Raw genomic sequence first — 14380 nt, 5'->3', positions numbered from 1 at the left:
GCGCGGGGGCCGTCACTCGGTCGTGTCCGGCTGCCGGCCCAACTGCACCCCTCGCACCCCGTCGAGGTCGGCGAGCGCCTCCACCAGGGCGTGCGCCGACGCGGTGCCTTCCAGACGGAGCAGGACCTCGGAGGAGACGGCGCGCTCCGGAGGGCCGGTCTCCACCTGCACGTCGGACACGAGGAAGCCGCTGCCGGTGCACAGCTCCAGCATCCGGCCCAGCAGCCCCTGTTGGGGGCGGTAGCTCAGGCGCAACTCGAACTGTTCCGCGGACGGTGTGGTGCCGATGCGCTCCGACACCTTCGCGAAACCGCGTACGACGAGGAAGTGCACCGCCGTCGCCCCGAGGGCGAGCAACGGCAGTCCGCCGCCGCACGCCATGCCGATGGCGCAGGTCAGCCAGATGGTGGCGGCGGTCGTCAGCCCCCGGACCGCGTCCTTCTTCACGAAGATCAGGCCGCCGCCGATGAAGCCGATCCCGGACACGACCTGCGCGGCGACGCGGGAGGGGTCCAGCGCCACACCGTCCGCGCCCAGGAGCGCCCCGAAGCCGTGGATCGACACCTCCATGAAGAGGGCGCTGCCGACCCCGACGAGCGTGTGCGTCCGCAGCCCGGCACTCTTCTGCCGGGCCTCCCGTTCCATCCCGATCAGCGACGACAGCAACAACGCCAGGGCCAACTCGGCGAACTGACGAGGGCCCTGACCTGGTTGGAAAGCGAACAGCGAGGAGGCGAGGGGAAGATGCGACATACCCGCATTGTCCTCCCGCGCCGCCTGTGCGCCGCCGCTTCACGGGCCGTTGTCAGTGGTCGCCGTTAGCGTGGGTGACGAGATCGGGAGAGCGCGCCGGCGCGGTCCGCGCGGATGACGGAAGCGGCTTGGAGCGGCGCCGGAGCGACCGGCACATGACGAGGCGGGCGCGCCCGCGGAGACGGAACGGAAGAGGAGGGTCGGCGGCATGGCGAAGGTGTGCGGAGGGGCGACGCCCGGGCGGGTTGTCGTCCCGGGGTGCGCGGGCGCGGCGGGGGAGCGGCGCCGGGCGGGCACCGCCGTGGCCGTCGGAGGAGCGCTGCGGGGCCCGGTGGCATGGCCGTACCGCGGCATAGCCCCGTCGTGGCCCATCGCCGGGTTCGACGGGGGATAGCGGCGCGCGAGCAGGCGTGCAAGACCCGTGGCGGCGAGGGCGGTTGAGCCTCGCCGCCGTTGTCGTTCCAGGGGTGCGGAAGCGATGCCCAGGGGGCTTGTGGAAAGTGGAACACGTTCTTAACATCGCGGGTGTTACATCAGAAGTGTCACAGTGCGGAAGAGCGGGGAGCACGATGACGGAGTCAGGCAACGGCCCGCTCAGCGGGGTACGCGTGGTGGAGCTGGCGGGCATCGGCCCCGGCCCCTTCGCCGCCATGACCCTCGCCGACCTCGGCGCCGATGTCGTACGCGTCGACCGCCCGGGCGGCGTGGCGCTGGGCATCGACCCGGCGTGCGACCTCACCAACCGCAACAAACGCTCGGTCGTGGCCGACCTCAAGACGCCCCGGGGCGTGGAGCGGGTGCTGGAGTTGGCCGAGCGCGCCGACATCCTCATCGAGGGGTACCGCCCCGGCGTCGCCGAGCGCCTGGGCATCGGCCCCGAGGTGTGCCTGGCACGCAACGAACGGCTCGTCTACGGCCGGATGACCGGCTGGGGCCAGCAGGGACCGCTCGCCGGGACCGCCGGACACGACATCTCCTACATCGCGGTCACCGGCACCCTCGGCATGATCGGCACGCCGGACGCCCCGCCCGCCGTCCCCGCCAACCTCCTCGGCGACTACGCGGGTGGCGCGCTCTACCTCGTCATCGGGCTCCTCGCCGCACTCCGGCACGCCGCCGCCCCCGGCGGCACCGGACAGGTCGTCGACGCCGCCATCGTCGACGGCACCGCCCACCTCTCCTCGATGATCCACGGCATGCTCGCCGCCGGCGGCTGGCAGGACCGCCGCGGCGCCAACCTCCTCGACGGCGGCGCCCCCTTCTACGGCACGTACCGGACGGCGGACGGCGGTCATATGGCGGTCGGCGCACTGGAGCCGCAGTTCTACGCCGAGTTCATCCGCCTGCTCGGCGTCGAGGGCCAGGTACCCGAGCGCGGTGACCTCGCGTCCTGGGACGCGCTCCGTGACGCCATCGCCGCCCGCTTCCAGGAGCGCACCCGCGCCGAGTGGACGGCCGTCTTCGAGGGCACCGACGCCTGCGTGGCCCCGGTGCTGTCGCTGCGCGAGGCGCCGGGCCATCCGCATCTGGCCGCCCGCGGCACCTTCCTCGACCACGGGGGGCTCACCCAGCCCGCCCCCGCGCCCCGGTTCTCCCGCACCCCCGGAGCCGTTCGCCGGCCGCCGGCCCGACCGGGCGCCGACACCGAGGAGATCGCCCGCGACTGGTCCGTCCCCGCCCTGCTCACCGACCCGCCGGACATCCCGCCACCCACCCCGGAACCGCCCGCGGCGGATCCCGCACGGCCGGGCCGTCCCGGTGAGCGGGAGGTCCGCTGACAGACGCCGCGCGTCCCTTCGCCGCTCACCGCAATCCGGCTCCCGGGAGGGCCAGCACACCATGAAGCGTCAGATCTTCACCGCGGACCACGAAGCCTTCCGCGAGACGGTACGGACCTTCCTCGCCAAGGAGGTCACCCCGTACTACGCACAGTGGGAGCGCGACGGCATCGTCAGCCGGGACGCCTGGCGGGCCGCCGGCCGCCAGGGGCTGCTGGGCCTGGCCGTCCCCGAGGAGTACGGCGGCGGAGGTAACCCCGACTTCCGCTACAGCGCCGTGCTGGCCGAGGAGTTCACCCGCGCGGGTACGCCGGGCCTCGCCGTCGGGCTGCACAACGACATCATCGGCCCCTACCTCACGACGCTCGCCACCGATGAGCAGAAACGCCGGTGGCTTCCCGGGTTCTGCGGCGGCGAGATCATCACCGCCATCGCGATGACCGAACCCGGCGCCGGATCCGACCTCCAGGGCATCCGCACCACCGCCACCGACCACGGTGACCACTGGCTCCTCAACGGCTCCAAGACCTTCATCTCCAACGGCGTCCTCGCCGACCTCGTCCTCGTCGTCGCCCGCACCACCCCCGAGGGCGGGGCGCACGGCCTGAGCCTCCTCGTCGTCGAGCGCGGGATGGACGGCTTCGAGCGCGGCCGCAACCTCGACAAGATCGGCCAGAAGTCCCAGGACACCGCGGAACTCTTCTTCCACGACGTCCGGGTGCCCAAGGAGAATCTCCTCGGCGAGCTGAACGGCGCCTTCGTCCACCTGATGACGCATCTCGCACAGGAGCGGATGGGCATCGCCGTCTCCGGCATCGCGGGCGCCGAACACCTGCTGGAGATCACCACCCGGTACGTCAAGGAACGCGAGGCGTTCGGCCGTCCGCTCGCGCGGCTCCAGCACATCCGCTTCGAGATCGCCGAGATGGCCACCGAATGCGCCGTCACCCGCGCCTTCCTGGACCGCTGCATAGCCGACCACTCCGCCGGGGAGCTGGACGCGGTACACGCCTCGATGGCCAAGTGGTGGGCCACCGAACTGCACAAACGCGTCGCCGACCGCTGCCTGCAACTCCACGGCGGCTACGGCTACATGACCGAGACCCCGGTGGCCAGGGCATTCACCGACGGCCGCATCCAGACCATCTACGGAGGGACGACGGAGATCATGAAAGAGATCATCGGCCGCTCCCTGCTCGGCTGACCCCACCGCCGCGCCCCGCCGCCCGCCGAGGCTTTCCCCTCATCCGAAAGGCTGCCTGACTTGAGCACCGAAGCGTACGTGTACGACGCGATCCGCACCCCGCGCGGCCGCGGCAAGGCCAACGGCGCCCTGCACGGCACCAAGCCGGTCGACCTCGTCGTCGGCCTCATCCACGAACTGCGCCGCCGCTTCCCCGGACTGGACCCGGCCGCCATCGACGACATCGTCCTCGGCGTGGTCAGCCCCATCGGCGACCAGGGATCCGACATCGCCAAGATCGCGGCCATCGCCGCGGGGCTGCCCGACACGGTGGCCGGGGTCCAGGAGAACCGCTTCTGTGCCTCCGGGCTGGAAGCCGTCAACCTCGCCGCCGCCAAGGTCCGCTCCGGATGGGAGGACCTGGTCCTGGCCGGCGGCGTCGAGTCCATGTCACGGGTGCCGATGGCCTCCGACGGCGGCGCCTGGCACCTCGACCCGATGACCAACTTCGAGACCAACTTCGTCCCGCAGGGCGTCGGCGCCGACCTCATCGCCACCCTCGGCGGATTCACCCGGCACGACGTCGACACCTTCGCCGCCCGCTCCCAGGAACGCGCCGCCCAGGCGTGGAAGGAAGGCCGCTTCGACCGCTCCGTCGTCCCGGTGCGCGACCGGAACGGCCTGGTCGTCCTCGACCGCGACGAACACATCCGCCCCGGCACCACCGCCGAATCGCTGGCCGGCCTCAAACCGTCCTTCGCGACGATCGGCGAGGCGGGCGGCTTCGACGCCGTCGCGCTGCAGAAGTACCACTGGGTCGAGAAGATCGACCACGTCCACCACGCGGGCAACTCCTCCGGCATCGTCGACGGCTCCGCCCTGGTCGCCATCGGCAACGCCGCCGTCGGCGAGCGCCACGGTCTGACGCCCCGGGCCCGGATCGCCGCCGCCGCGGTCTCCGGCGCCGACCCGACGATCATGCTGACCGGTCCCGCGCCCGCGGCCCGCAAGGCACTCGCCAAAGCCGGGCTGACCATCGACGACATCGACCTCGTCGAGATCAACGAAGCCTTCGCCGCCGTGGTCCTGCGGTTCGCCCAGGACATGGAGCTCCCCCTCGACAAGATCAACGTCAACGGCGGCGCCATCGCCATGGGTCACCCGCTGGGCGCCACCGGCGCGATGCTCGTCGGCACCCTCGTCGACGAGCTGGAGCGTCAGGACAAGCGGTACGGCCTGGCCACCCTCTGCGTCGGCGGCGGCATGGGCATCGCCACCGTCATCGAGCGTCTCTGACCGCCCGTCCCACCCCTTACGGAGAAGCCACAGTGAGCGAGACCTCTGCGATGACGACCATCCGCTGGGAGCAGGACGAGACCGGCGTGGTCACCCTGGTCCTGGACGACCCCGGTCAGTCCGCCAACACCATGAACGACGCCTTCAAGTCCTCCCTCACCGCGGTCGCCGACCGCCTGGAGGCCGAAGCGGACACCGTCCGCGGCGTCATCGTCACCTCCGCCAAAAAAACCTTCTTCGCCGGGGGTGACCTGCGCGAACTGATCGCCGTCACCCCCGAGGGCGCCCAGCGGGCATTCGAGGCGGGCATGGGCATCAAGCGCGATCTGCGCCGTATCGAAACCCTCGGCAAACCTGTCGTCGCCGCCCTCAACGGCGCGGCCCTCGGCGGCGGTTACGAAATCGCGCTCGCCTGCCACCACCGCATCGCCCTCGACACCCCCGGCACCAAGATCGGCCTGCCGGAGGTCACCCTCGGCCTGCTGCCCGCGGGCGGCGGCGTCACCCGCACCGTCCGCCTCCTCGGCATCGCCGACGCCCTGCTCAAGGTGCTGCTCCAGGGCACGCAGTACAACGCCGTACGGGCCAAGGACGCCGGGCTGATCCACGACGTCGCCGCCACCCCCGAGGAACTCCTCGCCAAGGCCCGCGCGTTCATCGACGCACACCCGGAATCCCAGCAGCCCTGGGACACCAAGGGGTACCGCATCCCCGGCGGCACCCCGGCGCAGCCGAAGTTCGCCGCCAACCTCCCGGCGTTCCCCGCCAACCTCAAGAAGCAGCTCAACGGCGCGCCCTACCCGGCGCCGCGCAACATCCTCGCCGCCGCGGTCGAGGGCTCCCAGGTCGACTTCGAGACCGCTCAGACCATCGAGGCGCGGTACTTCACCGAGCTGGTCACCGGCCAGATCTCGAAGAACATGATCCAGGCGTTCTTCTTCGACCTCCAGGCCGTCAACTCCGGCGCCAGCCGCCCCGAGGGCGTCGCGCCCCGCCCCGTCGAGAAGGTCGCCGTCCTCGGTGCCGGGATGATGGGGGCGGGTATCGCCTATAGCTGTGCCCGGGCGGGGATGCAGGTCGTCCTGAAGGACGTCTCGCCGGAGGCCGCCGCCAAGGGCAAGGCGTACTCCGAGGGGCTGCTCGCCAAGGCGCTGGCCCGTGGCCGTACCACCGAGCGCAAGCGGGACGAACTCCTCGCCCGGATCACCCCCACCGCCGATCCGCGGGACCTCGCGGGCTGTGACGCCGTGATCGAGGCGGTTTTCGAGGACACCGCGCTCAAGCACAAGGTCTTCCAGGAGATCGAGAACATCGTGGCGCCCGACGCGCTGCTGTGCTCCAACACCTCGACGCTGCCCATCTCGCAGTTGGCCGAGGGCGTGCGGCGGGACGCCGACTTCATCGGCCTGCACTTCTTCTCGCCGGTCGACAAGATGCCGCTGGTGGAGATCATCAAGGGCGAGCGCACGGGTGACGCGGCGCTGGCCCGCGCGTTCGACCTGGTCCGGCAGATCCGCAAGACCCCGATCGTGGTCAACGACTCGCGGGGATTCTTCACCTCGCGGGTCATCGGCCAGTTCATCAACGAGGGCGTGGCGATGGTCGGCGAGGGCCTCGACCCGGCCTCCGTCGAACAGGCCGCCGCGCAGGCCGGATACCCGGCGAAGGTGCTCTCCTTGATGGACGAGCTGACGCTGACACTGCCGCGCAAGATCCGCCGGGAGACGCAGCGCGCCGTGGAGGCGGCCGGCGGAAGCTGGCCGGCGCACCCCTCCGACGCGGTCGTCGACCGGATGGTCGACGAGTTCGGCCGCACCGGGCGCAGCGGCGGCGCCGGTTTCTACGACTACGCCGAGGACGGCACCCGCAGCGGTCTGTGGCCGGGGCTGCGCGAGCACTTCACCCGGCCGGACGCCGCGATCCCGTTCCGTGACATGCAGGAGCGGATGCTGTTCGCCGAGGCGCTGGACACCGTCCGCTGCTTCGAGGAAGGCGTGCTGACCTCGGTCGCCGACGCCAACATCGGCTCCATCCTCGGCATCGGCTTCCCCGGCTGGACCGGCGGCGTGCTCCAGTACATCAACGGCTACGACGGCGGTCTGCCCGGCTTCGTGGCCCGCGCCCGCGAGCTGGCGGCGGCGTACGGCGAGCGCTTCGCACCGCCCGCCCTGCTCGTCGAAAAGGCGGAGAGGGGAGAGATCTTCCAGGACGCCTGAGCGGCCGGGACCGGGGCCGGGGCCCGGGTGACGGCCGGATCCGGGCACGGCGGGAGAGCCTCGCCCCGCCGTGCCCGGCCGTAACCCACGCCCCGGCCCGCCGCCCACGCCCCGACCCGCCCGGCACCCGAGGCGGCCCCCGCCCCAGCGCCGGGCCCGAGCCGCCCCCAGCGCCGGCCCCAGCGCTGGACCCGAGCCCACCAGGCACCCGGCCCGAGCCCACCGAGCCACTCGGCCCGAGCCCGACGCCACAGCCCCTGGCCCGTCCGCCCCGTACCCGAAGCCTCGCCACCGGCCGACCCGCCCGGCATCCGAGCCGACCCCACCCGGTCACCGCGCCGACGGCCCGAGCCCGCATCCCCCTCGGCCCCGGCTCGCCGCCCCGCAACCCGGCCGAGACCCGAGCCGCCTTTCCAGCTCCGTACCCGAGCCGCCCCCAGCGCCGGACCCGAGTCCGGGCGAGGCCACCCCACCAGGCAACCCCACCAGGCCACCCCGCCCGGACCTTGCCCGCGTCGTGGCTCGCGGCCTTCGTCCCCCTAGCCCTCCCCGAACGCCTCCCGCAGTTCCTCGCGCATCGAGCGTTGGAAGGCGGTGACCAGGGCCTGGACCACCATCGGTTGCATGTGGGCGGAGAGGGATTTGATGCGGGCGACGTCCTCGGCGTCGGGGGTGCCCTCGCGGTACGGCTCCCAGACCTCGTCCTTGAAGAGGCGGCTCAGCTCGCGCGCCGCCGAGCGGGTGTGTTCCAGCACGACGGTGCGGGCCGCGAGGATCGTCTCCAGCGCGATCGGTACGTCCAGCAGCCGGGTGCCCAGGTGCAGCAGTCCCGGGTCGACCTGGAAGACGTCCGCGTCGTCGGTGCGGACCAGGACGCTCATCGCCGCCAGCCGGTCCAGATCGTCCTCGGTCAGCTCCCGGCCGACGCGGCGTTCCAGCAGGTCACGGGTGGTCTCCTCGGCTTTGTCCGGGATCCAGCTCGCCACCAGCGCGCGGTGGATGGCCAGGTCCTGGGCGCTCAGATCGGGCGGTAGCTGCCGCAGATAGCGTTCGATCGCCGACAGGGTCATGCCCTGGTGCTGGAGTTCCTCGATCAGCGCGAGGCGGGAGAGGTGGTCGGGACCGTAGCGGCCGACGCGGCGGGGGCCGATCTCCGGCGGGGGCAGCAGCCCCCGGGTGCTGTAGAAGCGGATCGTGCGGACGGTGACGCCGGCGCGGGCGGCCAGTTCGTCGACGGTCAGAGCGGTGCCGGACCCGGTTCCGGTCTCCGTGGCGGACTCTTTCATGCGGGACAGTATTGCTGTCTCACCAATTGTGTGAAACCTCTGGAGGGGTTCCGCGGATTCCGCGCGGTGTTCTGAGCGGGCGCTTCGGTGCGGAGCCGGGAACGCCGCGGCCGTTCGCCGGCATTTCCCGGGAAGATCGCCGGAATTCATCCGGGCGTGTGCGGGACGGCGTTTTCAAAATGTCCGCCGGGTGCAACAGCGGGCAAAAGGCCCCAACTTCAAAATGGCTGATATCTCATGTGATCCAGGTCACAGACGGGGGGCCCGGGTTCGGGGAAGGTGTGCCGTCGGCCCTTCGTGCGAACCACGGGATTCGGCCATGGTTCCCGGTGCCCGCCTGAAAGCGAGTTGAACCACCAGTGAGTACAGAGACGGTCACGGAAGAAACAACGCAGCCGCCGGGTGGGGGTGGCGGCGGACGCCAGGACGCGGGGGACGCCGGCTACAGCAAGGCCCTCAAGGGCCGCCACATCAACATGATCGCCATCGGCGGAGCGATCGGAACCGGCCTCTTCCTCGGTGCGGGCGGCCGACTGCACTCCGCCGGACCGGCGCTGGCCATCGCCTACGCGGTCTGCGGCCTCTTCGCCTTCTTCGTCGTCCGGGCCCTCGGTGAGCTGGTCGTGCACCGCCCGTCGTCCGGCTCGTTCGTCTCGTATGCCCGGGAATTCCTCGGGGAGAAGGGCGCCTACGTCGCTGGCTGGATGTATGTGGTCAACTGGTCCACGACCGGTATCGCCGACATCACCGCGATTGCCCTTTACACCCACTACTGGAGCATGTTCACCGACATTCCGCAGTGGGTGATGGCGTTGATCGCCCTCGCTGTGGTGCTCACCGTCAACCTGATCTCGGTCAAGATCTTCGGTGAGCTGGAATTCTGGTTCGCGATCATCAAGGTCGCGGCGCTGGTCGTGTTCATGTTCATCGGCATCTTCCTGCTGGCCACCCAGCACCCGGTGGACGGACAGACCCCGGGGCTGCATCTGCTCTCCGACAACGGCGGCTTCTTCCCGACCGGGCTGCTGCCCGTGGTGATCGTGCTGCAGGGCGTCGTCTTCGCGTACTCCGCCGTCGAGCTGGTCGGTGTCACCGCCGGTGAGACCAGTGAGCCCGCGAAGGTCGTCCCCAAGGCGGTCAACTCGATCATGTGGCGGGTGGGCGTCTTCTACGTCGGCTCGGTGCTGCTGCTGACGCTGCTGCTGCCGTGGAACAAGTACACCGGCGGGGAGAGCCCGTTCGTGACCGTGCTCTCCAACGTCGGAGTGCCGGCCGCCGGTGATGTGATGAACCTCGTCGTGCTGACCGCCGCGATGTCGAGCCTCAACTCCGGCCTCTACTCGACCGGCCGCATCCTGCGCTCCATGTCCATGGCGGGCTCCGCCCCGAAGTTCGCCGGGCTGATGAACCGCAACCAGGTGCCGTACGGCGGCATCCTGCTCACCTCCGCCGTCTGTGTGCTCGGCGTCGTGCTCAACTACCTCGTGCCGGGCAAGGCGTTCGAGATCGTGCTGAACATCGCGGCGCTCGGCATCATCAGCACCTGGTGCACGATCATGATCTGTCACATGGTGTTCGTGCGCCGCGCCAAGGAGGGCGTGGTCCAACGGCCCCGTTTCCGGCTTCCCGGTACGCCGGTCACGGACCTGGTGACGATCGCGTTCCTGCTCGGTGTCATCGTGCTGATGTGGTTCGACGACGGTGTCGGACGGCAGACCGTGATGCTGATCCCCGTCCTCGCGCTGGCGCTGGTCGGCGGCTGGTTCGTGGTGCGCGGCCGGGTCGGCCGTCTCGCCGCGGAGCGGGAAGCCGAAGTGAGCGGGCAGGGGACGCCGCAGTGACCGCATAGGCCACCTCGTACGGGAGGGCGGTCGCGGCGGACTCCGGTCCCCGTGGCCGCCCTCCCGTGTGCGTACCGGCTAGCCGCCGATCAGCGGGTAGTGGTCGGAGAGATTGGTGTAGGTGTACTGCTTGCCCCAGCTTGAGACGGTCCAGGGGGCCGACTCCTCCTTGACGACGGTGTTGCCCCAGCCGCTCGGCCGGGCGTGGCCGTTGCGGTGCAGGACGTAGTCCAGGTCCTCGCGCGGATCGTTCGGGTAGCGGTCCTTGGCGATCGAGTTCTCCTGGGTGTCGAAGGAGTACGGGTGGCCGGTGCGGCTGTCGGCCGGCGCCAGGTCCGCGTTGGCCAGCAGCGCGTCGTACTCCGGGCCGCGGGAGTCGATGTTGAGGTCACCGGCGACCATCACCTCCTCGTCCGCGGGGATCTTCTTCGCGTCGAGGAAGGCGTCCAGCTCCTTGAGCTGCGCGGCGCGGTCGGCGGCCGCCTCGCCCGCCTTGCAGCCGGAGTCCGTCGACTGGGTGTGGACGCCCACGACGTGCACCTTCGTGCCGTCCACATCCAGAACGGCGTAGACGAAGCCCTTGTTGGAGAGGGCGTCCGAGCCGCAGGCGTCCTTGTAGACGTACTGCTCCTTGCGCAGCAGCGGCCACTTGCTCAGCAGCGTCACCCCGCCGTCCTCCGGGGTGGTCGCGGAGTAGGCGCCGCCGGTGGCGTCCCAGCCGTCCTTGGTGCGGCCGACCACCGGCGTCTGGTGCGGGTAGCGCGCGGCGGCCCGCGCCTTGAGGGCGTCGGAGGAGGAGTTGTCGAACGCCTCCTGAAGGATCACGACGTCGTTGCCCTGGAAGAAGTCCGCGTCGGGTATCGCCTGGGCGCGGTGGTCCTGGCCCCAGTTGGGGTAGAGCGTTTGGCTCATCAGGAACGCGTTGTACGTGAGCACCTTCAGGTGCGGGGGCGGCGTCGCGCCCGAGGCGCCCGGCGCGGTGGCGGCGAGGACGGTGGCGGTCAGCGCCGCGGTGAGCGCGGTGCTCCGGCGGGCGCGCGGCGAGAGGTACGGCACGGAAACTCCCTGTGGGGGTGGGGGCGTGACCCGGCGCCGCCCATCCAACCAGCCGCGGTTACCTCTTGGTAACCGTCCGGTGTGCGCGGGATTCCCCGGCGGTGACGGACCGGGGCGCCCGTCCGCGGACGGACCGGGGCGCGGCCGCCGCGTACGGCCACCGCGCCCCGGTCCCGGTCATACCGTTCCGCGCGCTCAGCCCTGGTGGACCGAGTGCGTGGCCGCGATCTTCGGCCATGAGGCGGGGCGGGGCGCCGGGGTCGCGGCGCGGGCGCCGAGGGCCTGCCGGGCCGCGCCCGCCGACGGCTTGGACGGCTGGAACAGCCAGGTGTCGAAGAAGTCCGCGAGCGGCTTGCCGGACTTCTTCTCGGCGAACGCCACGAAGTCGGCGACGGAGGCGTTGCCGTACGCGTGCTCCTGCGGCCACGACTTCAGCAGGCCGAAGAAGACCTTGTCGCCGAGCTTGTTGCGGAGCGCCTGGAGGGCCACCGCGCCACGGTCGTAGACGGCGTCGTCGAACTGCTTGTCCGAGCCCGGGTCGCCGGGCTTCACGGTCCAGAACGGGTCGTCGGCCGGGTGCTGGTCGTAGACGTAGTCGGCCAGCTCCTGGGCGGTGCCCTCGCCCTCCTTCTCGGACCAGAGCCACTGCGCGTACGCCGCGAAGCCCTCGTTGATCCAGATGTCCTTCCAGTCCTTCAGCGAGACACTGTCGCCGAACCACTGGTGGGCCAGTTCGTGGACGACGACGGAGACGTTGGCGCCGCGGTCGAACGCCTTCTTCCCGTAGAACGGGCGGGTCTGGGTCTCCAGCGCGTACCCGGCGGGGACGTTCGGGACGTAGCCGCCGACGGCGTTGAAGGGGTAGTGGCCGTAGACCTTCTCCAGCCAGCCGGTGATCTCGGCGGTGCGCTCGATGCTGGCGCGGGCGGCACCCTCGTTGGCGCCGAGGTCCTTGCTGACGGCGTTGATCACGGGCACGCCGCCCTCGGTGGTGCCGGTGGTGACGTCGAACTTGCCGACGGCGAGCGTCGTCAGATAGGTGGCCTGCGGCTTGTCGGAGCGCCAGTTGTAGCGCGTCCAGCCGAGCTTGGAGGTCTGCGAGGCCAGTACGCCGTTGCTGATCGCCTGGGTGCCGTCGGGCACGGAGACCGAGATGTCGTACGTCGCCTTGTCGGTGGGGTGGTCGTTGCTCGGGTACCACCACACGGCGGAGTCGGGCTCCTGCGCCGCCACGCCGCCGTCGGGCGTACGGGCCCACGCGGTGTAGCCGTCGATCTTCACCTCGGAGGGCTTGCCGGCGTAGCGCACCACCACGCTGATCCGCTTGCCGCGCTCCAGCGGCGCCGCCGGGGTGATCTGCAGCTCGTGGGCGCCGGTGGCGGCGAACTTCGCCTTCTTGCCGTCGACGCGGACCTCGCTGACCTTCAGACCGAAGTCGAGGTTGAAGCGGGACAGGTCCTGGGTGGTGGTGGCCAGCAGCGTCGCGGTGCCCTCCAGGAGGTCCGTCTTCGGCTGGTACTTCAGGCGCAGGTCGTAGTGGGAGACGTCGTAGCCGCCGTTCCCGCTCTCCGGGTAGTAGGAGTCGCCCGCACCGGGCGCGCCGGGGGTGAAGCTCGCCGCCGATGCCGGGATCGCCAGCAGCAGACTGAGCGCGGCCGCGCCCGGGACGAGGAGTCTGTGACGCACCGAGTCCTCCAACTCGTAGGGGTGGTCGAACCGTTCCGACCCTATGTACGCTCCCGCCCCTCGTCATGTCCATGGCCTCAATTGACACATGAACGACATGAGGGGCGGGGTACGGCGGAGGCTTCGGGTCCGGTGCGCCGCGGCCGCCGGGTCCGGCCCGGCGGCCGCGCCCCGTACGTCACACGGCCGGTGCCTCGTACACCAGCCGCCGGACCTCGTCGGCGCAGCCCCACGCGACGGTGACGCCCGCGCCGCCGTGGCCGTAGTTGTGCACGCACCAGGCGCCGCCGGGCAGCCGCTCCCCCTCCAACCGGACCGCGGCGCGGGCGGGCCGCAGCCCCACCCGGTGTGCCAGGACCTCGGCCCCGGCCAGCGCGGGGAACCGCCGGGCGGCGCGCGCCACGATCGCCTCGGCCACCGCCGGGTCGGGCTCCGTCGACCAGGCGTTCTCGTGCGCGGTGCCGCCGACCACCACGCCGTACGGCTGCGGCAGGACGTACGTGGTGTCCGTGGCGCCCGGGGCGGCACAGACGTACCACTCCTCGATGCCCGGGTCGGCCACCACGACCAACTGACCCTGCACCGGGTGGACCTGCGGGTCCGGCACCAGCTCACGGGCGCCGAGACCCGAGCAGTTCACCACCACGGGCGCTTCCTGGCCCGCCTCGGCGAGCGAGGTGAACGTGGTGCGCTCCACCGTGCCGCCGGCCGCGCGGAGCCGCTGCTCCAGGTAGTGCAGATGCGTCGGCATGTCGACGAGCGGGGTCCGGGCCCGCCGGCCGGTGTGGCCCTCGGGGACCTCGTCGGGGCGGGCCCGGCGCAGACCGGGCACCGCGGCGTACCAGGCGGCGAGCGGATCGCCGTCGTCCTCCGGCCCGGCGGCCGCCGGTTCCGTCATCGTCCCGGCCACCATCCGCGCTCCGGTCTCCCGCGGCCGTTCGGCGAGCCGGCTCAGGATCTCGAAGCCGCGCAGGGACCACCGCACCGCGGGCGCGTGCGGCTGGATGCGGTAGGGCCAGCACAGTCCGCCCGCCACCGCTGAGGTGGAGTCGGCGGCCGGGTCCCGGCTCACCAACCGCACCCGGTGCCCGCCCTCCGCCAGCACGATGGCCGAGGTCAGACCGATGACACCGCCACCGATCACCAGAATGTCGTTCGCCTCGCTCGTCATACCCGGACGCTATCGGCTGCCGTTCGACCGGGCGAGAGCAGGCCCGCCCACGGATGGCGTACGCGCGCGGGTGACCTGGGGCGGGGAGGGCGTATGCCTCGGGGCGGTGCGCAG

The 14380-nt window shown here is 71.5% G+C and carries 10 protein-coding genes; 5 read left to right on the top strand and 5 right to left on the bottom strand.

What is annotated here, in order from left to right; translation table 11 throughout:
• Positions 1–12: 12 nt before the first annotated feature.
• Positions 13–753: an MgtC/SapB family protein gene (locus tag ACGH2B_RS02755; protein ID WP_399083466.1), complete on the bottom strand. Its 741-nt coding sequence runs from the start codon at positions 751–753 to the stop codon at positions 13–15.
• A 569-nt stretch (positions 754–1322) separates the two neighbouring features.
• On the opposite strand from ACGH2B_RS02755, the gene ACGH2B_RS02750 reads away from it, so the two are divergent.
• The 4 genes from ACGH2B_RS02750 (at position 1323) to ACGH2B_RS02735 (ending at position 7226) form a co-directional block, all read left to right on the top strand.
• Complete coding sequence (locus ACGH2B_RS02750) at positions 1323–2531, top strand: CaiB/BaiF CoA transferase family protein (protein ID WP_399083463.1); 1209 nt, start codon at positions 1323–1325, stop codon at positions 2529–2531.
• A gap of 61 nt (positions 2532–2592) precedes the next feature.
• A complete protein-coding gene (locus ACGH2B_RS02745; protein ID WP_399083460.1) occupies positions 2593–3735 on the top strand; it encodes an acyl-CoA dehydrogenase family protein in 1143 nt (380 codons plus the stop codon).
• A gap of 60 nt (positions 3736–3795) precedes the next feature.
• Positions 3796–5010 carry an acetyl-CoA C-acetyltransferase gene (locus ACGH2B_RS02740; RefSeq protein WP_399083457.1) on the top strand — a complete coding sequence of 405 codons (1215 nt, stop codon included), beginning with the start codon at positions 3796–3798 and terminating at the stop codon, positions 5008–5010.
• A 50-nt stretch (positions 5011–5060) separates the two neighbouring features.
• Complete coding sequence (locus tag ACGH2B_RS02735) at positions 5061–7226, top strand: 3-hydroxyacyl-CoA dehydrogenase NAD-binding domain-containing protein (protein ID WP_399096645.1); 2166 nt, start codon at positions 5061–5063, stop codon at positions 7224–7226.
• A 539-nt stretch (positions 7227–7765) separates the two neighbouring features.
• On the opposite strand, the gene ACGH2B_RS02730 is transcribed toward ACGH2B_RS02735, so the two are convergent.
• Positions 7766–8512 (bottom strand): MerR family transcriptional regulator, encoded by a 747-nt coding sequence (locus ACGH2B_RS02730; protein WP_399083454.1) that lies wholly within the window; start codon positions 8510–8512, stop codon positions 7766–7768.
• 359 nt (positions 8513–8871) lie between these two features.
• On the opposite strand from ACGH2B_RS02730, the gene ACGH2B_RS02725 reads away from it, so the two are divergent.
• The gene (locus ACGH2B_RS02725) at positions 8872–10353 is read left to right on the top strand and encodes an amino acid permease (RefSeq protein ID WP_399083451.1); all 1482 of its coding nucleotides are present in this window, start codon (positions 8872–8874) and stop codon (positions 10351–10353) included.
• Between the two features lie 78 nt (positions 10354–10431).
• On the opposite strand, the gene sph is transcribed toward ACGH2B_RS02725, so the two are convergent.
• The 3 genes from sph to ACGH2B_RS02710 all read right to left on the bottom strand — a co-directional run bounded on the left by sph (position 10432) and on the right by ACGH2B_RS02710 (position 14266).
• Complete coding sequence (gene sph, locus ACGH2B_RS02720) at positions 10432–11409, bottom strand: sphingomyelin phosphodiesterase (RefSeq protein WP_399083448.1); 978 nt, start codon at positions 11407–11409, stop codon at positions 10432–10434.
• 195 nt (positions 11410–11604) lie between these two features.
• Entirely contained in the window at positions 11605–13095 is a 1491-nt protein-coding gene (locus ACGH2B_RS02715; RefSeq protein ID WP_399083445.1) for a M1 family metallopeptidase, read from the bottom strand.
• 178 nt (positions 13096–13273) lie between these two features.
• Positions 13274–14266, bottom strand: coding sequence for an FAD-dependent oxidoreductase (locus ACGH2B_RS02710; RefSeq protein WP_399083442.1), 993 nt, complete (start codon positions 14264–14266; stop codon positions 13274–13276).
• Between the last annotated feature and the right edge of the window lie 114 nt (positions 14267–14380).

Source organism: Streptomyces sp. BBFR2, from assembly GCF_044497305.1.
Lineage (GTDB): Bacteria > Actinomycetota > Actinomycetes > Streptomycetales > Streptomycetaceae > Streptomyces.
Note: the sequence above shows the minus strand (reverse complement) of the source record. Positions and strands in the feature narration are given on the sequence as shown.

Bases quoted from the DNA above. Each gene is read 5' to 3' on its own strand.
- ACGH2B_RS02735 (WP_399096645.1), top strand. From the start codon at position 5,061: ATGACGACCATCCGCTGGGAGCAGGACGAGACCGGCGTGGTCACCCTG.
- ACGH2B_RS02755 (WP_399083466.1), bottom strand. From the start codon at position 753: ATGTCGCATCTTCCCCTCGCCTCCTCGCTGTTCGCTTTCCAACCAGGT.
- ACGH2B_RS02710 (WP_399083442.1), bottom strand. From the start codon at position 14,266: ATGACGAGCGAGGCGAACGACATTCTGGTGATCGGTGGCGGTGTCATC.
- ACGH2B_RS02750 (WP_399083463.1), top strand. From the start codon at position 1,323: ATGACGGAGTCAGGCAACGGCCCGCTCAGCGGGGTACGCGTGGTGGAG.
- ACGH2B_RS02745 (WP_399083460.1), top strand. From the start codon at position 2,593: ATGAAGCGTCAGATCTTCACCGCGGACCACGAAGCCTTCCGCGAGACG.
- ACGH2B_RS02730 (WP_399083454.1), bottom strand. From the start codon at position 8,512: ATGAAAGAGTCCGCCACGGAGACCGGAACCGGGTCCGGCACCGCTCTG.